Origin of the sequence: Lysobacter sp. 2RAF19, assembly GCF_052115395.1 — a bacterium.
Lineage (GTDB): Bacteria > Pseudomonadota > Gammaproteobacteria > Xanthomonadales > Xanthomonadaceae > Noviluteimonas.
In genome coordinates, this window is record NZ_JBFRGO010000001.1 from 89668 (window position 1) to 106846 (window position 17179).

Annotated in this window: 26 protein-coding genes; 3 read left to right on the forward strand and 23 right to left on the reverse strand. The window is 60.2% G+C overall.

Going from position 1 to position 17179, the window contains the following annotated elements; translation table 11 throughout:
• Window positions 1–105 precede the first annotated feature (105 nt).
• From AB4059_RS00520 to AB4059_RS00535, 4 genes are all read right to left on the reverse strand, one after another.
• The gene (locus tag AB4059_RS00520; RefSeq protein WP_498975593.1) at window positions 106–591 is read right to left on the reverse strand and encodes a hypothetical protein; all 486 of its coding nucleotides are present in this window, start codon (window positions 589–591) and stop codon (window positions 106–108) included.
• A 177-nt stretch (window positions 592–768) separates the two neighbouring features.
• A complete protein-coding gene (locus AB4059_RS00525) occupies window positions 769–1125 on the reverse strand; it encodes a DUF4844 domain-containing protein (RefSeq protein ID WP_498975595.1) in 357 nt (118 codons plus the stop codon).
• Window positions 1126–1218: 93 nt separating this feature from the next.
• On the reverse strand, window positions 1219–1620 hold the full coding sequence (locus AB4059_RS00530; protein ID WP_498975597.1) for a hypothetical protein: 402 nt from the start codon (window positions 1618–1620) through the stop codon (window positions 1219–1221).
• 105 nt (window positions 1621–1725) lie between these two features.
• Window positions 1726–2127 carry a hypothetical protein gene (locus AB4059_RS00535; RefSeq protein WP_498975599.1) on the reverse strand — a complete coding sequence of 134 codons (402 nt, stop codon included), beginning with the start codon at window positions 2125–2127 and terminating at the stop codon, window positions 1726–1728.
• A gap of 168 nt (window positions 2128–2295) precedes the next feature.
• Here AB4059_RS00535 and AB4059_RS00540 point away from each other — a divergent pair, with 168 nt between their 5' ends.
• Window positions 2296–2991 (forward strand): cupin domain-containing protein, encoded by a 696-nt coding sequence (locus AB4059_RS00540; protein ID WP_498975601.1) that lies wholly within the window; start codon window positions 2296–2298, stop codon window positions 2989–2991.
• Window positions 2992–3001: 10 nt separating this feature from the next.
• On the opposite strand, the gene AB4059_RS00545 is transcribed toward AB4059_RS00540, so the two are convergent.
• On the reverse strand, window positions 3002–3703 hold the full coding sequence (locus AB4059_RS00545) for a DUF6624 domain-containing protein (protein WP_498975603.1): 702 nt from the start codon (window positions 3701–3703) through the stop codon (window positions 3002–3004).
• Window positions 3704–3901: 198 nt separating this feature from the next.
• Between AB4059_RS00545 and AB4059_RS00550 the strand changes: the two genes are divergently transcribed.
• Window positions 3902–4402 (forward strand): hypothetical protein, encoded by a 501-nt coding sequence (locus AB4059_RS00550; protein ID WP_498975605.1) that lies wholly within the window; start codon window positions 3902–3904, stop codon window positions 4400–4402.
• A 47-nt stretch (window positions 4403–4449) separates the two neighbouring features.
• Here the strand turns inward: AB4059_RS00550 and AB4059_RS00555 are convergent, their stop codons facing one another.
• The 12 genes from AB4059_RS00555 to AB4059_RS00610 all read right to left on the reverse strand — a co-directional run bounded on the left by AB4059_RS00555 (window position 4450) and on the right by AB4059_RS00610 (window position 11771).
• A complete protein-coding gene (locus AB4059_RS00555) occupies window positions 4450–4881 on the reverse strand; it encodes a hypothetical protein (RefSeq protein ID WP_498975607.1) in 432 nt (143 codons plus the stop codon).
• A 175-nt stretch (window positions 4882–5056) separates the two neighbouring features.
• The gene (locus tag AB4059_RS00560; RefSeq protein ID WP_498975609.1) at window positions 5057–5416 is read right to left on the reverse strand and encodes a hypothetical protein; all 360 of its coding nucleotides are present in this window, start codon (window positions 5414–5416) and stop codon (window positions 5057–5059) included.
• A 702-nt stretch (window positions 5417–6118) separates the two neighbouring features.
• A complete protein-coding gene (locus AB4059_RS00565) occupies window positions 6119–6529 on the reverse strand; it encodes a hypothetical protein (protein ID WP_498975611.1) in 411 nt (136 codons plus the stop codon).
• 146 nt (window positions 6530–6675) lie between these two features.
• Window positions 6676–7170: a hypothetical protein gene (locus AB4059_RS00570; RefSeq protein ID WP_498975613.1), complete on the reverse strand. Its 495-nt coding sequence runs from the start codon at window positions 7168–7170 to the stop codon at window positions 6676–6678.
• 616 nt (window positions 7171–7786) lie between these two features.
• Window positions 7787–8134, reverse strand: coding sequence for a hypothetical protein (locus tag AB4059_RS00575; RefSeq protein WP_498975614.1), 348 nt, complete (start codon window positions 8132–8134; stop codon window positions 7787–7789).
• 129 nt (window positions 8135–8263) lie between these two features.
• Window positions 8264–8527: a hypothetical protein gene (locus AB4059_RS00580; RefSeq protein ID WP_498975616.1), complete on the reverse strand. Its 264-nt coding sequence runs from the start codon at window positions 8525–8527 to the stop codon at window positions 8264–8266.
• Window positions 8528–8745: 218 nt separating this feature from the next.
• The gene (locus AB4059_RS00585) at window positions 8746–9390 is read right to left on the reverse strand and encodes a hypothetical protein (protein ID WP_498975618.1); all 645 of its coding nucleotides are present in this window, start codon (window positions 9388–9390) and stop codon (window positions 8746–8748) included.
• 27 nt (window positions 9391–9417) lie between these two features.
• Window positions 9418–9882, reverse strand: coding sequence for a hypothetical protein (locus tag AB4059_RS00590; RefSeq protein WP_498975620.1), 465 nt, complete (start codon window positions 9880–9882; stop codon window positions 9418–9420).
• Between the two features lie 80 nt (window positions 9883–9962).
• On the reverse strand, window positions 9963–10346 hold the full coding sequence (locus AB4059_RS00595; RefSeq protein ID WP_498975622.1) for a hypothetical protein: 384 nt from the start codon (window positions 10344–10346) through the stop codon (window positions 9963–9965).
• A 76-nt stretch (window positions 10347–10422) separates the two neighbouring features.
• Entirely contained in the window at window positions 10423–10824 is a 402-nt protein-coding gene (locus AB4059_RS00600) for a hypothetical protein (RefSeq protein WP_498975624.1), read from the reverse strand.
• Window positions 10825–10950: 126 nt separating this feature from the next.
• Window positions 10951–11124, reverse strand: a complete 174-nt coding sequence (locus AB4059_RS00605) for a hypothetical protein (RefSeq protein ID WP_498975626.1) — start codon at window positions 11122–11124, stop codon at window positions 10951–10953.
• The gene (locus AB4059_RS00610; protein ID WP_498975628.1) at window positions 11118–11771 is read right to left on the reverse strand and encodes a hypothetical protein; all 654 of its coding nucleotides are present in this window, start codon (window positions 11769–11771) and stop codon (window positions 11118–11120) included. Before AB4059_RS00610 ends, AB4059_RS00605 begins: the two co-directional genes overlap by 7 nt.
• 80 nt (window positions 11772–11851) lie before the next feature.
• Here AB4059_RS00610 and AB4059_RS00615 point away from each other — a divergent pair, with 80 nt between their 5' ends.
• Entirely contained in the window at window positions 11852–12202 is a 351-nt protein-coding gene (locus AB4059_RS00615; RefSeq protein ID WP_498975630.1) for a hypothetical protein, read from the forward strand.
• A gap of 129 nt (window positions 12203–12331) precedes the next feature.
• On the opposite strand, the gene AB4059_RS00620 is transcribed toward AB4059_RS00615, so the two are convergent.
• The 6 genes from AB4059_RS00620 to AB4059_RS00645 all read right to left on the reverse strand — a co-directional run bounded on the left by AB4059_RS00620 (window position 12332) and on the right by AB4059_RS00645 (window position 17177).
• The gene (locus AB4059_RS00620; protein WP_498975632.1) at window positions 12332–12682 is read right to left on the reverse strand and encodes a hypothetical protein; all 351 of its coding nucleotides are present in this window, start codon (window positions 12680–12682) and stop codon (window positions 12332–12334) included.
• A 438-nt stretch (window positions 12683–13120) separates the two neighbouring features.
• Window positions 13121–13357: a hypothetical protein gene (locus AB4059_RS00625; RefSeq protein WP_498975634.1), complete on the reverse strand. Its 237-nt coding sequence runs from the start codon at window positions 13355–13357 to the stop codon at window positions 13121–13123.
• 321 nt (window positions 13358–13678) lie between these two features.
• A complete protein-coding gene (locus AB4059_RS00630) occupies window positions 13679–14761 on the reverse strand; it encodes an OmpA family protein (RefSeq protein ID WP_498975636.1) in 1083 nt (360 codons plus the stop codon).
• Window positions 14762–14872: 111 nt separating this feature from the next.
• Entirely contained in the window at window positions 14873–15274 is a 402-nt protein-coding gene (locus tag AB4059_RS00635) for a DUF2541 family protein (RefSeq protein WP_498975638.1), read from the reverse strand.
• A gap of 415 nt (window positions 15275–15689) precedes the next feature.
• Entirely contained in the window at window positions 15690–16139 is a 450-nt protein-coding gene (locus tag AB4059_RS00640) for an ion channel (RefSeq protein WP_498975640.1), read from the reverse strand.
• 15 nt (window positions 16140–16154) lie between these two features.
• Window positions 16155–17177: a DUF2955 domain-containing protein gene (locus AB4059_RS00645; RefSeq protein WP_498975642.1), complete on the reverse strand. Its 1023-nt coding sequence runs from the start codon at window positions 17175–17177 to the stop codon at window positions 16155–16157.
• Window positions 17178–17179 lie beyond the last annotated feature (2 nt).

Below are 17179 nucleotides of genomic sequence, written 5' to 3' on the forward strand. Positions count from 1 at the left end.
CCAATGTCCGCTTTGGGTCGGAAGCGGACATTGCAGCGCCGGCTCGTCACCCCGCAACCAGAACTCACCCGAGTGTCCGCTATCGGCCAATAGCGGTCACTCGCATCATCCGCGCTGCACGCACGGCCGGAATGCATCGGTCGTCCAAGTGTGTTTTTCTGCATCTTCGAACCGGATGCGGAAGCTGCGCCCGTAGTCGGCCTCACCGACGTCGAACAGCACGGCCCACAGTTCCGTGCGATCCCCCGGTCCGATCTTCAACGTGGGTGGTGGCATGGGACCGTGACCGCCCGGGCCGTGTCGCCAATCGGCTTTCCCGGCTTCGTTGAGCACTTGGTAGGACAACCAACTCAACTCGTAAGGCGGTCCAACCGGATCATCGATCCAGATCTGCAGGATGCCGGCACTGTCGTTATGCACGTGCACCTTGACCGGAATTTCGCGATGACGTTCGCCGCATGACACGTCCGGTGATTCGACCTCGACGCCTACTTTGCCTGGTGACACGCGGAACCTCTCTGCCGCGCACCCGGCCAAGGTGGATGCAACGATCATCGACGCGGCCAAGCACGCCTTCCAGTCGGACACCATGACGATTTCCCCGCGAGATAGTCGCACCCGGAGTAGGCCCGATTGATCAAGTGTCCGCTATGGGTCGAAAGCGGTCAGAAGTTCAAATCTCAGCTATCGGCCAAAAGCGGACATTCCAGTTGGTGAAGGTCAGGCCTCCACGGCTTCTCATGGAGTGCCCGATGAAGTGGCTAGCTTTCAGGAGATATCAAAGCCGTACATCCAGTCATTGAGTATGTCGCCAGAACTCTCGATTCCGAGACAGTCCAGGACCTTCTCAAAGTTGGATGCGACCTGTTCGGCGTCTTCGGTATCCAAGGAGTCCCGGTCAAATCCGTTGATCTGCTTTTCAATGATTGCCAGGTACTCGGGAGTCTGCGCCCCTGCGCTCGCGGCGGATATGAGCAATTCAACGGCGTGATCGAACCTGGAGTTCAGCTCGCTTCGCGCGATGGGGTCTTGCACGCCTGTGTAAAGCGCTCCGAGTTCCCCCGCGAAGTTGTCCTTCCCCGCGATCTGGCGAAGCGCTTGAACGGTAGTGGAGTCTTCGGACATGTGCTCTTCGCGTGCGGTAATTCTGGCGGGTTTGAAGATTATCGGAGCCGGCGGCGATCGCGCTAGCGAATGTCCGCTTTGGGTCGAAAGCGGTCACTCAGGGGCGCGGAACCTGCCGAAGGCGGTCGACGCCAAACGAGTACCAATCACTGAAAGGACGACGGCAGCGATCGCGAGCCAGCATCCGGGAGTGAAGTACAGCCAGACCGCCTTCGCGCCGGAAATATAGGAGGCCGCAAAGACGAGACAGGCCACCACGCCGAGGACAGACCGACGAAGCATCAAGAGGATTGTCGCGGCGCCCAGAACGCCAGAACCGACCCACAAGGCTTGCCCTATGGAGCTGGCCGCATGCAGGCTCTGGATGGCGGGGACTTGCGGCAGAAAGTTAAGCAGCAGGTCTAACCCCGTGACGAGCGGTCCGATTGAAAGCAGCGCCAAGAACGTAATCGCCCACATGGACGCAACCGAAAGCGACGCCTTCTCGATGTTCATGGTCTGCCCTGATTTGTCCCTCGATTATGCAGGCACGATCAAGGCGACTTGCGACAGGTTGTCGAATGTCCGTTTTGGGTCGGAAGCGGAGACTGCTGAGCAGGCTCACTTCATCGAGTTCGTAAGCTCAATCGCGACCGGGAACCCCTTTTCCGCAAACGACTCCGGCGGCGCCGGGGCCTTGATGCGCGCAATGCCTTTCGCATAGCACAGTGCGTGGTCGCTCGATTCCGAGACGGCGACATTCGTGATGTTACCTGCGACGTCGACATCGAACACCACAATGAAGGATTCCGTATCTCCCTTCTTCCCGTCGGCGAAACAATCGCTCACGACGTCCTCGAACGCTGAGTGTGTCTCAGGTGTGAATCGCATCAGGTAGTCGCGCCCGACGGGCGACGAGCGTTCGATCTTCTCCGCACGGGCGATGCGATCACCAAAATCGTCCCCAGCGTGCGCCGTTCCGGCGAAAAGGAGCAGGGCCAGGAGGGGAACGGGCTTGATCATCGGAAACTCGTGGGCGACGGGTGTGCGCCAGCCTAATAGCAGCCGCCGGCTCAATCAACGCAGACCTGCCGAGCGAACGGCAGCCTGACCGGTTTCTTTTCACCAGTTGCGTTCAACTGCAAGAGACCCGATGCCCCTCCCCGAAAAGCTCCTGAGACACACTCAGCCATGGCGCAAGATTCGATCATCCGCCTTCGCGTGTTGTCCGCCATGACGATCCTCATGTCGACGGGGAGCCTGATGGCGCAACAGGCGCCCGGCACGCGCGGACACGCACATTTGGGCGAGGTGGCCTGTGTCGATGTCCCTCCGGGCGAGGCGCGACCGCCGTTCGGTTGCTTCAACGTCGGTACGGTCACGGGACTGCATTTCAGCCAGACCTCGGTGTATTGGCATTTGCGCGCGTTTCCGAACAGGGCGACAGCCGAAGCCGCCAGGCGCGCGGGAGACATCGTCGTGGAGGAAGCCGGACGCACCTGGCTCTCCGAGTTTGGTCCTCGAAGCATGGCAACCGCAGGTGGGGAGTTCGTCGCGCGCATCGGGCCGCTGCAGCTTCCCCCCGCAAACAATTACACCGCGGTGCTTTCCTATGCCGTCATGCGGCCTGGTGACAGTTCCAGGGTGCATACGCACCCAGGCCCCGAAGGCTGGTACGTGCTGGCGGGCGCGCAGTGCCTGGAAACGCCAGCGGGCGCCACGCGTGCGCGCGCCGGAGAGACCATGACGGTGGCGCCGAACGTTCCCATGGAATTGAACGTAACAGGGACGACAATCCGTCGCGCCTTTGCTCTCGTCATCCACGATTCGGAACAGGCCCGAGGCCAGGCGTCTGATTGGACGCCACCAGGGGCATGTAGCCGCTGAAGGCCCCGTGCTATGCGCGGTGTGCCGGCGGGCCATACACGTTGCGCAACACGCACCGATAAAGATCCAAGGGCATCAGGCCGACCGCGGCGCGTTGGATATCGATGTTCGGCAGGTCGTCCACTGGTTGCTTCGGCACAAAATCGCCGTTTTCATTTCGCTCGAACTGCGTGCCATAGCGTTGTGCCTTGCCCTCAGCGAGTTGAACGCGGTCGTAAAGCATGGCGATCTCGGGTTTCAAGTCTCCGCGAGTGGCAATGTCCGCCATCAATGCGTCAAGCACGGCGCGCTGAAACGAAGGGTCCATGTCTGCATGCTGGACCAGCAGCCAAGCATCGGAAACGCCCTTGTTGCCGACCTCCCTGGCGGTCGGGAATCCCTGTCGCGCGATCAACGCCTTGAGCCACTGCAGGTTTCCGGAATCAACCGCTTGCAGGTTTGCAACTTGCGCCTGACTCGGCGCATTGCCATTCGTCATGAATTCGCGGGCGCGCTGATCGGTTGTTGCTCGCTTGGAGAGTTCGGCGCGCAAGGCTGGTGAATCGATGGGCATCGCTTCATCCGGGGCGCTCGCCGAATGACGAGGATGAGTTTCGGACCAAGCAGCGAGCGCTGGGCAAGCTGCGACCAATGCAGCATCGCCGGCGTCCTGTGCCGTCGACGACAGTGCGGTCAACAAGCCGAGCATGACGATCATGCAGCGCAATTTCATGGCGAACTTCTCCCTGTCCAATTTTCGCCCCCGGGGTGAACTGCCAGAAAAAGCCGGGTCATGGGTCCAACTTACCAGATCAACTTGCGGTGGCAGCTGTCGGCCAGAAGCGGACAGACCTTCCTTCCAGGTGATGGCCGAGCGCGCAGGCGGAGTGCGTGTTCCATTCACGAGCCCACATCGACGGTGGATGTACCCATGCGCCTCATGACCATTCTCCTGGCCGTTTTTTGTCTGGTCGCGATCGCAGGACATGCCAAGGCGGCCGACAACCTACAGAACGCCGCCGGGTTCTGCCAAGGCGCCACCGCACAGGATCGGGAGCAACTGGAAGCCCGCCCATTGGCCCTGACCAACATCAGCAACAACAAAAAGCACCCCAATGCCGAAGTCATCTGCTCAATGGCAACAGCCCGAAAGTCCGCGCACGCAGTCCTCGGTCTGATCAACTTCAACAATTTCCCGGCGAACGTCAGATGCACGCTCACCCCGGTGTCTGCCGTCTACTACACGTACGTCCCCTTGACCAGGTCAGCGACCATGGATCCGCTCAGCACCCTGAGCCTCCATTGGGTCGCGTTGGACGAAGGCCTCGACACGTTCATGGCACTGAATTGGACGTGCGTGCTGCCACCCAACGTCGGCCTGAGCTTCGGTGAGAATCAAGAAGAACCTGGTGCGCTACCGAGTGGCGGCTGAGCAAGCGAATCGGATGCGACGTCATGTCCGCTATCGGCCAGGAGCGGTTATTCGTTACTGGCTGCGGCGAGAGCAAGCAGCTCATTGATGGCGGCCATCGAGAGTGCCTTGGTGTACACAAGCTCTCTGCGCCCGCCTTTGATCTGCACGTAGACGCCAATTGGAACTCCTGAAATGGGCGCCACACGCGACGGGAAAATCGCGCCGATGTCGCTATACGGCACGTCCCAGGCCCGGCGCCACGAGCGATACGCGATGCCGGACGATGAGAAGGTCAGCCGATAGCGAGATAGCCAAAGAAACGCTGTTGCCATGGCCGCGAGGCAAAACACAACGGGCATCACCATGCCTTTGGCCTGAAACTCCACCCAACCGAACTTCGCGAGCACAGCGGCAGCCGGCACGAGCGGAATGCCGAGCAGCGTTAGCCAAAGCGCGTAGCTTCCGAAGTCGGCGCGGTAGACGCGGTCAGTTTCCATCCGACGAGATTATCCAACACGACCCAGCCGCGCTGGTCGAACTGAGGGCCGCGCGCTCCAATGTCCGCTTTGGGTCGGAAGCGGACATTGCAGCGCCGGCTCGTCACCCCGCAACCAGAACTCACCCGAGTGTCCGCTATCGGCCAAAAGCGGACATTCGGCAATGCCTGATTGCTTACATTCCGTAGGCCGCAAGAATGCGCTGCGCCAAACGGGGCTCGTGCTGCGCAATAGCGTCGGTGAGGCTCCATAAGTCCGGATAGAGGCCATGTGGGTCTAGTGCTTCCTCGCGAGAGAGCACCCGCCCCATCATCTCTGAATCCTCCCAAGGCGACGCTTCCGAATCGACTGCGGTGTAGTAAAGGTCATCGCCCAGACGTTGACAGGATACGACGGCAAAACCTTGACGCATGTGGCCAGACGCTGTGCCCGCAACGGCCAAGAAGAAGCGTATTTCGTGTCCATCCGTCCAGCGGTAGGAGTAGAAGGCTATCTCTTCGTCACCACGCAGCAGCCAGCCGGAGCCTTGGTGCACTGGCCTTCCGCAGCATGGGCACGGCGAGGAAGTTTCTGTCCCGAGGGCCTCGGCTGTGCAGTCAACTTCCATCATGAGTCGGCATACACCTCAAACAAATCCATGGGTCACGCGGGCACGCACCCGGACGGCCGAGACCATCCAATCGATTTCGAGCTTATCGGCGCGGGATGCGGCTGTAAAACGCTGCAGGCATATGTCCGCTTTGGGTCGAAAGCGGTCACTCCGTGACTAGCTGTCACTTGCGGCCAGACGAGGTCGCCGATGTCCGCTTTCGGCCAAGAGCGGACATTGGGCCCGCTTATTCAAACTGGGAGTTAGCCTCGGCTTCGCGAATCAGATCACGAACCCTTCGATAGAGGTTCCGATCAACAAGCTCAGGGTCCATGCCCTCCGCCCGAAAAATGGCGTGGGTGAATTCCACAGCGTCTAGCGCGTGCTCCTGCGCCAATTCGGCGACAGTCGCGTGACCAAGGCTGAAGCCCAGGTCGATGCAAAGGGCTGAGTGGAGGTGGCGGATTGACTTGTCAGTCGGCACGAACGGTGGCTACGAATCGACGAGTCGGTGGTTATACCCAAGCCGCTGCCGAGTGTCCGCTTTGGGTCGAAAGCGGTCACTCCGTGACCAGTCGTCACCCGACGCCTCACGGTTCGCCCGAATGTCCGCTATCGGCCAAAAGCGGACACTCCCCAAGCCTGTAATCAGAGCGAACCGCTAAGCGCCTTCGCTGTCTCGGAGCCGGTGAAGCGTGGGTTTCGCCAGAAGGCTATAAGCCAGAACAATCCCCCGGCCACCACCGCCACGGCCCAAGCATAGAGCGATACGCGAAGGCCATTGAGCAGGAAGTGCTCCCAGTTCGTCAGGACGAAGAACCAAAGGAGCAGAAAAAGTGTGGCCGCTGCGAGGGCTGCCACAATGCACTGCCACCAGGAAGTCCAACGCTTCCGCACGAACAGCCAAAGTAGCGGGACACCGAATAAGAACATCGCCGCGTAGCTGAAGGACAGCAACAGTCGAAACCACCAGAACGTGAACGTTTCATACGGTGGGATCAGAAACGGCAGATGCAGTGCCAGTGGCGTTAGCAGAACTGCCAGAAAAAGTCGGGTCATGGGTCCAACTTACCAGATCAACATGCGGTTGCAGGCGTCAGCGCGAGCGTTCGGCTGGGCCTGATCGAAGGTCCGCTTTGGGTCGAAAGCGGACACTGGCTTCGATGTCCGCTATCGGCCAGAAGCGGACACTCGCTCAAGTGCCCTCAACGGCCCTGCACGCTTTGCACTGACTCAGCGGAGGGAAATTGTTCGGGGAGTGGCACGCCGCGAAAATAGTCGCGCAGTGCTTTCAAGCTAAAGGAAGGCTCCATCATTTCGGTTCCGAAATAGAGTTCGTCGGAAATGTTGATTAAGGAAGTGTCGCCCGCCTCGATTTGCAGCGTCCGACCGTCGTCCGACGTGGCTGAAACATAGTATCCATCCACATCGAGGCGGGTGTCGTTGCAGACTCCGTCCACGTTGACGGCGGTAAATCCAGGCTTCGGGCCGTGAAGCGTTTCTACGACTTCAATTGAACCTCTAAAGCTTGGCCAGTCATTTTCGGTCGCTTTGTAAACTTCGAGCGACGTTACATGAAACACGAAAACGCTCTTGGCATCTCGGAGCGAATCTCGAAAGTCAGACAGCACCACGATTGAGCACGCATTTGCTATTCCGGTGGGGAGCAACAACGCGATAGCGAAAACGAGTCTTTTCATCGTCAGCGTGAGCCAAGGGGTTGAGCTCGATTATGCATGCTCAACCATGAGACGCCTTGGCGGCGGACTTGGGACAGCGATGAACCGCGCAATGTCCGCTTTGGGTCGCAAGCGGTCACACCCTGACGAGCGGTGGGCGGCGTCCGCTTTCGGCCAGAAGCGGATATTCGGAGCTAACTGTCTGGCCCATCGAGTCGCCTGGCCTTCCGGTAGATCAAGCCGACGTTCCGGATGAACATCGCGGCGCCAATTACGCAACCGACCAATACCGCTGCAGCACCCGAATAGAACGCGAAGATGGCGGGGTGCTCCGCACTTTGGCTTTGAAAGTAAAAGACCAGCGCGCAAGACAAAGCCGCCACCACGAAGCAGCCCATGAATATCGTTCCTAGTCTGCTCACCCAAGCTCCCCGATGGCTTCCTTGTGCGACAGCATCGTAGCGAATGTGCGCTTTGGGTCGAAAGCGGACACCCATGCTCGATGTCCGTTTTCGGCCAGAAGCGGACATTCGCAAAGCCCGACGTGTAACCCACGCGGCGCATTTTTAGCTGTGCGCTTCAATCCAGCCGACCATCTTGACGGCGTTGAACGGCTCGCTCGCGAGCAACGCGCGTCTCAACTGCGCGCTATTGCCACCCACGTGCAGGTGCGCCTCGTTGCAGAAGAAATCCTGAGGTCGCCGTTCTCGAGCGCGATGACGAGATCGGAGTCGCCGGGAGCGAAAATCTGTTGCTCTATCGTTTGCTGCAAGAACCGATCCAGCCAAGCGGTACCGACACGCATCGGATTTCCCCAAAGGTCGCCGTGAAGCCTGCTGCCGGCGCCGTAACGCGCGATGAGTTTCGCGTCGCCCGCCAGTGCCTCGAACACTGCGGGCAGGGCGCGTAGCAGCGAAAGGATGTGGTCGGGCGCGAGTTTCGCTGAAACGTCTTCCCTGGAAGGATCATGTGCCATGTCGGTCATAGCCGGAGATTAAGCGATGACCGCCTTGGAGAGAAAGCGGCCCCAGTGATTACCGGAAACGTTGCGCCCTGAAGCGACACTGAGCCGTCCGCTTTCGGCCATAAGCGGACATTCGCTCCTCAGCATGACTCATCGATTCAGTAGCGGGCTTGCGTTGTGGTAATCAAGGTCGCTTTCGTCTACGACAACCGCGCCGGCAACGATGTAGCCCGATCCACTCGACGTCAAAACGTCGAACCTGGGAAGGCCTTCAGGCACTGCGTTACTCACGATGCTGATTCCATCAAACATCGTCGGAATGCAGATGGCGGCAACGTTCTTGAAAAGGATGTCGATCTGGGTCGGACGATCTTTGGTCTTGGAACTGCGGATGAGGAGCTGCCCGTGGCTCACGGAGTAGCTCCAAAGCTGGAACTTTCCTGGGTACGAAATTGAAGTCGACATGCCCGCAGGCTACCCAACGCAGAGAATCAAAGCGAGTCGCTGGCCAAACGTTCGCCTTGGGTCGAAAGCGGTCACTACGTGACTAGCTGTCACGTGCGGCCCGAAGACGTCGCAGATGTCCGCCATCGGCCAGAAGCGGACATTGGACCCCGCCTGAACAGAGGTTCTTACTTCGACTTCAAACAACGCAGAAAGTCGTCCCAGAAAAAGTAGCTCCCCGACGTCTCGACAAGGGGCCCGAACTCATCGACCCCCTTTCCATTCCGACTGAAGGTCGCATCGACAGTCGTCAGGGACATCTCGCAGCCCGGCAGCACTGATTGGGGGTAGTCGAAGTGGAAGACCAAGCGACCGCTGTACGCATCCACGAAGCCATCGAGCAAGTAGGTCGACATGCGGTCGTCATCCGGTACGAACCAAGTGTCCTTCGGACAGAGCGCATGCTTTTGCGGCTTCTCGATCGCGAAGAGAACGGGAGTTCCAACTCGCAAAGAACTTGCGGTGCAGAATTTCACCCTCTTCGCGAGCTTAGTCCCGTACGTCACCTCGTAGACGAACACCGTCCGAAGGCCAGATCCGACCTCCGCCGCGCTGACGATGGGGCCGACACCCGACAATGCCGCCGTTCGGAATGCACTCACCATTGTCGGCGTCTCGGCAAGCGCAACTGGCGCCAAGGTGGCTAACGCCAAGCCACACATGCCTGCCACGTACATTCTGCCGATCGCCATCGATAACTGCCTTTCAAAAATGCAGGCCATCGCCCGCCTGACCGGGTGTGTCCGCTTTGGGTCGACGTCGTTGATGGTCAAATGACCGCTATCGGCCGGAAGCGGACGTCAGCGACTGATCGAGATCGTCAGTTTGCCGTTGTCTTCGAAGGCCAACGGAGTCTTCACGACATTAGACCTGAGACCGAAACCGCTCATGTTGCCGCCTCCAATACGGAGGCAGACTCCGCTGAGTCGCGCAGATTGCCGGTAAGCCGGCATCTCCGATTCCTCACTTGAGTTGTCACCGGAAGAGAGGCGTCTCGGGTCGAGTGGAACGTAGACCTTATACAACGCCACGAACGCCGAGTTCTCATGCTGAAGGAATCGCTTCTGTTCGTCGCTGCTTGCTCGGAACACTGGACCGTTGAAAAGCTCCAAGGCGTTTCGCGGGTCTGCACAAGAGATGAGGTCGAAGTACAAATGATGCGTCCAGAATTCCGCCAGGGCTTCCAGATCCTTTGGCCCAGAGAAGTAGATCGCCACGACGCCCAGGCTCGTTGTCCGCTTTTGGCCAAAGCCAAAAGCGGACATTCGCCAATCCATGTCGCCCGAACCGCGAGCTGGCTCCAGATTGAAGTCAGAACACGCACGAGCAGCCACCTTTTTCGCGTCTAGTAGAGCATTGGGGCAAACTTGAGAATCACCACGTTGTTTCGAACTAATGCATAAAAATCCGTGCCCGTCGTACCCTTGACCTCGGAGCAATTTACAAACCGCAATTGATCTCCTTCCCGAAATTCGGCCTTCATGTTGATCCAAGCGCCGTGCGTTTCCGGGGAGGGATTGCCCATGAGCTTGGCGCCTTCGATGACTTGGTCCGAGGTCAAGGGGACCGATATCGCACAGCCATGCATCCCCATTCGGTCGGCAAACGATGAGGGCTCATAGGTCCAGCTGAATCCGTTGACCGACGCGCAACCCGTTGAAGCCAATATCGCGCCAAGAAGGAGCGCGCGCGAAGCGAACACGAGAACGCCGATACGGATGTTTTTCATGCACGCAAATTACCCGGTTTGAGAGATCCGGCCTAGCCAACCAGGGTGTCCGCTTTCGGCCATTAGCAGACATGCGTCAGCGCGCCCGGTTCCGGGCGGACCACTCATCCCAATATGACTTGGAAGCTGCGTCCAGCTCCGAAAGCGTTACCTGGTCGCCTGTGTCCAAGGAAATGGCAGCGGCTTCGTAACGAAGGAACAGCGTTCCCATCACGCATGCCACCTCCAACGGATCGCTCGGCTCTGCGCCAAGAATCTCGGGCGCCAAGGCGACGATTGCCTTCAAGTCAGACACCGGAGGTTCGTCATAGGGCTGGAACGTGAGATGTGTGCAGCCCGACAGGCGCACGACAAAACCGGTGCCGTTTCCGGCAAAGCGACTGCGCAAGTACCGAATGGAGATGTGCAGAGCAACTGTGCCGGGTACGGAACCGTCAATGCGCTTGATGCCTCCATCGTGGAGGATGTTCCAGAGCAACGAGTCCACAACCACCCCAGTCAACGGTCGATACCTGACGCAGTTTAGCCGCTAGCCGAATGTCCGCTTTGGGTCGAAAGCGGACACCGGAATCAAACGTTTCCGCAGATTGTCCCCGCCTCCGGACTACGTTGACGTAGCCGCGGCAGTTTGCTCGGCGAGCCGCTCGGCGATTTCGCGCGAGGGCATGCCCACTTCCCAGGCATCCACGAATGGCGCTTCGTTTCGCCCGCGGAACTCGTACGCGGCGGCGACGATCACTTCCGCCGCCTCGTCGAGCGTGTCGAGGGAAATCAACACGTCGCCGAAGGCGGTGGCGGGGGAGGCAAGCCACGGCCGCAGGCGCAGCGCCAGCCACGGGAACCGGCGTGCGAAGCGATGCGGCGACGCGACGGCGATCCTGAGCGTTCGGACGACGAAGCGTTCGCGGCCGCCGCTATTTCGGTCTCCCCGTACTGCAGGCCCACGATCGCATCCCACGGAATGCGGCCGAATCCGGCGTGGTACAGGCCACGCGCATCCATCACGAGGGTCGGGCCCGGCTTCACCGCGTAGCCGAAGGTCATGATCAAGGCCGCGAGCGTCAACAGCCCCACAGCGCCAAGTGCGAGGCGCATGATCGTCGGCTCGCGCGTCGCCAGCAACGCCATCGCCGGCCACAAGACTGCGCCGACGAGGAGGGCGAACATCACCGACTTGCGGAGGGAGGCTTCGAAGCGGTAGCACCGCGACAGCGCTTCAAGCTTACGTTCGACCTCGGCGGCGATGTCCACGTCGAGGCTGCGCCACTTCCAGATCGCGGCGCTCGCGACCACCCCGCACAGCACGACCGCCACCCACGCCCGCGACGGCCGCCAACCGAATCGATGGCCGAACAACACCACGACCACACTCAGACCGATGCACGCTCCCACGAGCATCGCCAACGCCATTCGCAATCCGCGCATACCTTCACCCTTCGCCCCAAGCTTAGGCAGGATGGGGCAGGCCAACAAGCCGAGCACTCAAGGTCCGCTATCCTGCCTGCATGCCCTTTTACCAAATCATGATCCACGGCAGCGACCTGCGGCTTGTAACCCATGGGGCGTCGCGACCGATTGTCGGTTTCTATGCGACGAAGCGTGTCTTCGCGAGTGATCCGCGGTTGGCGCAGGAATTCGCAACTGCGGAAGTGCTGGGCGACTGGCGCGCCGGCGGCGAATTCGCGTCGGGCGGCCTCCCGACGTTGACGGTGGAGTCGGTGGTGTTGGTTCCTGTTTGGCGCGCCCTGTTGAAGCGCAAACCGCGGGGGTACACGTTTTATTCGGAGGACCCGCCCGAGGATGGAACGGACGCGTCGGGCGGCGAGGGCGGGGCGACGGCCCCGGCAACGACGTAGCCACCTCCACTCGACGTCGAAACCTGGAACCCCGAAGGCTAACGAACCCCCAGCCATCCGCGCGAGTGGCCAACCGCACGTCCGCCGCTTTGGGTCGAAAGCGGACATCCTCGAACCTCCCCGCAAATGTCATCCGACACCTGGCGCACCAGACCAGAATTCCTCAAAGGTATTCTCGGAGATCGCCTCGAGTTCCGCCTTCGTGAATTGCGTGTGCGCCATGTCTGGCCAGAATCCAGTGTTGCGCTCATCTGGCGCGCGAAACAGCGGCATCCTTGAGGCGTCGAGGCCGACTTCCCGCTGCGGCCATCCGTCCTCGTCCAACTCCAACGCCCAGAACCTGACCTGGGGATACAGGCATTCATTGTCCGGATTGGCGCGAGGTACGAAGAAGAGGATCGCCTTGATCACTCGGACGCGCCAATCCGTCATTTCTCCTTCGGTGAAATCAGTCGCTATCGTCGTGATCCCGTAGTGCATGACTTCCCCTGTTCACGGACCAATGGCCGCTTTCGGCCAGAAGCGGACATTCGTTAGATTGCTTCCCAGCGAATGCCACCGACGACTTTGGATTCCGCGTACCGCATAGCATCCTGCAACAGCGGATAGCCAGATGAGTCTGGCCACGTAGGCTCTGAAAGCTCTAGCGCTCGCCTGAAACGGACGTAATACAGGCAACCATCTGGACCCATGGGTGTCGGCAATTGGCCTGCATCCAGTTGATCATCAGCCTGATCCAGGCAATGCCACCAGTCGTAGTCCAAGGCGACGACGTCGACAGGCGTCTCAACCGTTGCCCCGTAAAGCCATGTTCCCTCTTGGGAGAGATGGCATGGGCGACGCACCCCCGTCGAACATTAACGACTTCGAGTCATCTTTGTTGAAAGGCGGACCCGGCGCCCTAGACTCCACACGCCATTACGCGTGGGACCGCTTTTCTTTCTTGTTCTCCCGAAGCGCCGCCTCAAACGCATCTAGAAGGGGCTTTGCGCCAGGCAATTCGCTGAGCATTTCTTGATCAACGTTTGTCGCTACTTCGCTCCGCACGTTCCGGAAGGTTCGCTCCAACGTGCGTGGGGCGTGATGCGTGCGAAATAGCGCAATCAGTGCGCATGCGATCGTTTGCTGTAGGGCTTGGGTATCGTCGAGCTTCATCGGGGGCCTCCCCAGATTGCCGCCTAGTCGCGGCATGACTGTCAACGAAAAGACCGGAGCAATATGGCCCTGCCTCCCGGAGCGACGAAGAAGCGAATACGTTGTGATCGTTCTATCAGAGAGCCTTGACCTGGCCAGCGCGCAAGGGGGTTGCACCCTGACGACAAGAGGGCCGGGATTGGTCGGCCAGCCAACAACGGCCGTCGGAAACGGAAGCTCGAATCCCGCCATTCACGAGGCGGCTCCTCATTCCCGTAAAACAAAAAGGCCACCCATCCAAGGTGGCCTTCTCGCTTACGCCCCGTTCTTGGCGCAGGCCGATCAGGTCGCCCCTCGCAAACCCACCCGGATCTCCACACGCCGGTTCTTCGCCTGGTTCTCCGCCGAATCATTTGGCACGAGCGGGTTGTTCGGGCCGTACCAGAACAGCGCGATGCGGTCGCTGGCAATGCCGTGGGCTTCCTGCAGATAGCGCCCGACCATTTCCGCGCGGCGGCGCGAGAGACCTTCGTTGTGGTCGCGGCCGCCGACGTCGTCGGTGTAGCCAGCGATGACCGCAAACGCATCTGGCTTCATACTCATGAACTCCGCGATCTTGTCCAGTTCCGCCTTGTCCTCGGCGGCCAGTTCCGATTTGTTGGTGGCGAAGTTGATGTCGTCGGTCTTCAAGCCGGTGATGCGTTGCTGGGTGGTCGTAACGACTTGTTCGGTGACCTTGACGTCGTAAAGGGCACCCGTCGTGTACTCGGGGCGATTGACGAAGTCGGCGAGCGGAATCAGGCGCGAGCAGTTGTTGAGCGATGCGATGTCGTCGCGTAACGCGGCTTCGCGCTTGGGCGTGGCGGTGCTGATCACGTAGAAGCAGATGTCATGGTTTTTCGCCAGGCGCTTGGCGGTTCCGCCGGGATCTGCGCCCGTGTACTCGCCATCCGAGAACACGAAAACCGCAGTGCGTCCCTGCAACTGCTTCAGAATCGGCTCGAGTTTCTGCAGCCCGCTATTCAACGCCGTAGGGCCTTGGCCCTTGTCGCGCACCGACGCGAGCGCGGCGGCGACCTTTTCGCGGTTGTACGGCTGCACCGGATAGTTGTCCTGCCAGTTCGTGTACGTATAGATGCCGATGTGGTGCCCGATGTCCGGGAACCACGTATTGCGCTGTTCCAGCACGTCCTTCATTACCTGGATCTTCGGCTTTTCCGTTCCCGCGAACTTTTCGTTCATCGACGACGATGTGTCGAGAAGGAAGATCGCGTTGTCCGCGACCTTGACCAGCTGTTCCTTCTTCACGACGTTGTTGACGAAATCATCCTTGGTGAGCACTTCGATCGCCAACGACGACTGGGCGAATACACCAAACAAAACCCCCGAAAGGATGCCCATTGACAGCCGTGTTAGACGCTTCATGTTTAACTCCTTGTCCGGCGTGAGCGTAGCGAGTTCTCAGCCGCCGCTCGTTCACCCGCCGGGCTTGCTTTGCGATCGTCGAAGATCGCGGTCGCGTGTGACCGACTCGGATCAGTCGTATCCCATCACCTTGATCGTCGCGCTCGTCTTGCCGCCGCCGATCGTGTAGTAGATCGTCGTCGACGTCAGGCGTGCCTTGAGCCCCGGCGCGTTGTACGGTGCGGTTTCGCCGCCGGATTTCAGCGTGCCGACGTTATCCATCGTGGCATCGGGCCGGTTGTCCCAATGCAGCACGAGCTTACTGATCGTGACATCCGCACCATCGACGCCGATTTTGACCTGCTTGACATCCTTGTCCCAGCGCCCGCCTTGGCTCTTGATCTCCACGCTCGGATCGGCGGCCTGGATGGTCTGTTGGCCCAGCGAGAACCATTGGTCTTTTGCCATTGCACCCGGCGTCGACAAGAGCGTCAAGGATGCAAGGACCACAATGTTGAGCAAACCGCTTTTCATCGATGTGTCCTCACCTTGAGAGTGGCTTTGCATGCTACGCAAGGATCGTTACGGTCGGTCACCGCACGTCGGACGTCCCAGTATTCAAGGCTTTCGTTCACCTAATTTTTTTGCGCCAGGAGTGCGGCCGTCGCTCGCGCGAACCGCCGAGCGCCACCTCTTTTAGGTTGGCGAGCTCGGCTTTATGGTGGCGCAAGGATGTTGTGCCCCGAATGGGTCAGCGCGCGCAAAAAACCGCACACTCTGGGTGCGCTGGTGGGGCATCGGAGGATGTCAAGCCAGACCCGGAAAGCGGCGCGGCCGGGTACTGGAGGTGCCCGGCCACGCCTTCCACAACCGTTCGCTGGAGAACGGTCATGGCGAACGCCCGCAGTTCAAGTGCCTGAGGCGACGCTCACCCCTTATCGTACGCGCATCAGTTCCGGCGCAACGTCTCGTTCGTTGCGGCCCGAGTCTTGCCGTACGCGTCTTGCAGCGTCGTCATCAACGCCGCTGTCGACACGCCGATCATCAGCACGCCGTTGATTGCTTCCAGCGGGCCCAGCAGCCGGAAACGTTCGGACATCACGATGTCGCCATAGCCCAGGCTCGCGAAGTTCACGGCCGAGTGGTACACGGCCGGATCCAGCGCATCGAATTCGCCGAGGAGGCGAAACACCAGCGCCCATATCACCACCTGCGCCAGGTTGCCGATGACCAGCAACGACATCACCGCATTCAGCGTTACCAGCGTGCGCCACGCGGAAGGTGAGGTGCCGAGGTAATTGCGTCGCAGATAATGGCGCATGGCCACCACGATCAGCACCGACTGCAGCAAGAGGCATGCAGCCATCGTCGACAACCCGATCACGACATTCAGCAACATCTCGCACCTCCCGCGTTATGCCACCCGCAATCGCCGTGCTGCATGGCCCGCACGCAAGCGTTCGAGCACCACGATCGCGAACCACGCATACACCGTGACCGCGACGAACAGGACGAAGCGCTCGACGAAGGCGGTGCGGACATCGCCGCCGGTGCTGTCCTCCACGGCGGGGCCGATCAGGATCAGCATCGTCGCACCCACGTTGACCCAGAACGATGGCGGGTAGCGCGTCGCGGAAACGCCATACAGCTTCGCGCCCAGGTAAACGCCGAACAGCAACATCCAGAGGAAGAACATCCACAGGCTCGGCCACGCCTGCAACGCGAACCAGAATGCCATCGCGAAGACACCGGCCAGGAAAGTGGAACCGAGGAGCTCCTTTCCGGCCGCGCGTGCACCGACTGCGGAGCCCTGCCGACCGAGCATGACCGCCTTCATGATGATGGCCATGTACAACGAAGGATTGGTGAAGGCCATCAGCACGGGCGGCAGGACGATGATCATCGTACGCAAGGCGATCCATGCGGCGGCTTGCGCGTTCGTCTCCGACGCCTTGGCGCGCGGCGCGACGATCCGGTCTTCGGGAACGAACGAATAGACGATCCACTGGCACGCGATGGCGATCGCAATGCCGATCAGCAGTGCCTGCACGACGGATCTGGCCAGCGCGTGTTCGACGAGCGCGGCGGCGGGGATCATCGTCAGGCCGATCGTCAGCAAGGTCGACACCAAGCCCTTTCCCATCCCCACGCCCAGGTAGGTGCTCACGAAGAGCCCCGCGGCGATCAGCATCACGCCGGTCCATGGGTAGTAGCGAAGCATGGGGGCCAGCACCAGCCCGATGCCCAGCGTGATCGACACGACGACCAACAATCCCAACAGGCTTTTCGGCCCCATCGGCGGTGCGGGCGTTGCAGTGAGGAAGATCGCGAACAACGGCGCGAGGAACGGCAACGGCATGCCGAAGCCATAGGCCAGCGCCAGCGACAACCCCATCACGGCTGCGATCCGGAACGTCCGCCTGGCGGCCAATGGCATCA

Excerpts from the sequence above, each read along its gene's own strand:
- AB4059_RS00635 (WP_498975638.1), bottom strand. The coding sequence starts at position 15,274 with ATGAAAAGCGGTTTGCTCAACATTGTGGTCCTTGCATCCTTGACGCTC.
- AB4059_RS00630 (WP_498975636.1), bottom strand. The coding sequence starts at position 14,761 with ATGAAGCGTCTAACACGGCTGTCAATGGGCATCCTTTCGGGGGTTTTG.
- AB4059_RS00620 (WP_498975632.1), bottom strand. The coding sequence starts at position 12,682 with ATGCACTACGGGATCACGACGATAGCGACTGATTTCACCGAAGGAGAA.
- AB4059_RS00540 (WP_498975601.1), top strand. The coding sequence starts at position 2,296 with ATGGCGCAAGATTCGATCATCCGCCTTCGCGTGTTGTCCGCCATGACG.
- AB4059_RS00645 (WP_498975642.1), bottom strand. The coding sequence starts at position 17,177 with ATGCCATTGGCCGCCAGGCGGACGTTCCGGATCGCAGCCGTGATGGGG.
- AB4059_RS00565 (WP_498975611.1), bottom strand. The coding sequence starts at position 6,529 with ATGACCCGACTTTTTCTGGCAGTTCTGCTAACGCCACTGGCACTGCAT.
- AB4059_RS00615 (WP_498975630.1), top strand. The coding sequence starts at position 11,852 with ATGCCCTTTTACCAAATCATGATCCACGGCAGCGACCTGCGGCTTGTA.
- AB4059_RS00575 (WP_498975614.1), bottom strand. The coding sequence starts at position 8,134 with ATGACCGACATGGCACATGATCCTTCCAGGGAAGACGTTTCAGCGAAA.
- AB4059_RS00545 (WP_498975603.1), bottom strand. The coding sequence starts at position 3,703 with ATGAAATTGCGCTGCATGATCGTCATGCTCGGCTTGTTGACCGCACTG.
- AB4059_RS00535 (WP_498975599.1), bottom strand. The coding sequence starts at position 2,127 with ATGATCAAGCCCGTTCCCCTCCTGGCCCTGCTCCTTTTCGCCGGAACG.
- AB4059_RS00570 (WP_498975613.1), bottom strand. The coding sequence starts at position 7,170 with ATGAAAAGACTCGTTTTCGCTATCGCGTTGTTGCTCCCCACCGGAATA.
- AB4059_RS00520 (WP_498975593.1), bottom strand. The coding sequence starts at position 591 with ATGGTGTCCGACTGGAAGGCGTGCTTGGCCGCGTCGATGATCGTTGCA.
- AB4059_RS00640 (WP_498975640.1), bottom strand. The coding sequence starts at position 16,139 with ATGTTGCTGAATGTCGTGATCGGGTTGTCGACGATGGCTGCATGCCTC.
- AB4059_RS00610 (WP_498975628.1), bottom strand. The coding sequence starts at position 11,771 with ATGCGCGGATTGCGAATGGCGTTGGCGATGCTCGTGGGAGCGTGCATC.
- AB4059_RS00550 (WP_498975605.1), top strand. The coding sequence starts at position 3,902 with ATGCGCCTCATGACCATTCTCCTGGCCGTTTTTTGTCTGGTCGCGATC.
- AB4059_RS00525 (WP_498975595.1), bottom strand. The coding sequence starts at position 1,125 with ATGTCCGAAGACTCCACTACCGTTCAAGCGCTTCGCCAGATCGCGGGG.
- AB4059_RS00590 (WP_498975620.1), bottom strand. The coding sequence starts at position 9,882 with ATGTCCGCTTTTGGCTTTGGCCAAAAGCGGACAACGAGCCTGGGCGTC.
- AB4059_RS00555 (WP_498975607.1), bottom strand. The coding sequence starts at position 4,881 with ATGGAAACTGACCGCGTCTACCGCGCCGACTTCGGAAGCTACGCGCTT.
- AB4059_RS00530 (WP_498975597.1), bottom strand. The coding sequence starts at position 1,620 with ATGAACATCGAGAAGGCGTCGCTTTCGGTTGCGTCCATGTGGGCGATT.
- AB4059_RS00595 (WP_498975622.1), bottom strand. The coding sequence starts at position 10,346 with ATGAAAAACATCCGTATCGGCGTTCTCGTGTTCGCTTCGCGCGCGCTC.
- AB4059_RS00625 (WP_498975634.1), bottom strand. The coding sequence starts at position 13,357 with ATGAAGCTCGACGATACCCAAGCCCTACAGCAAACGATCGCATGCGCA.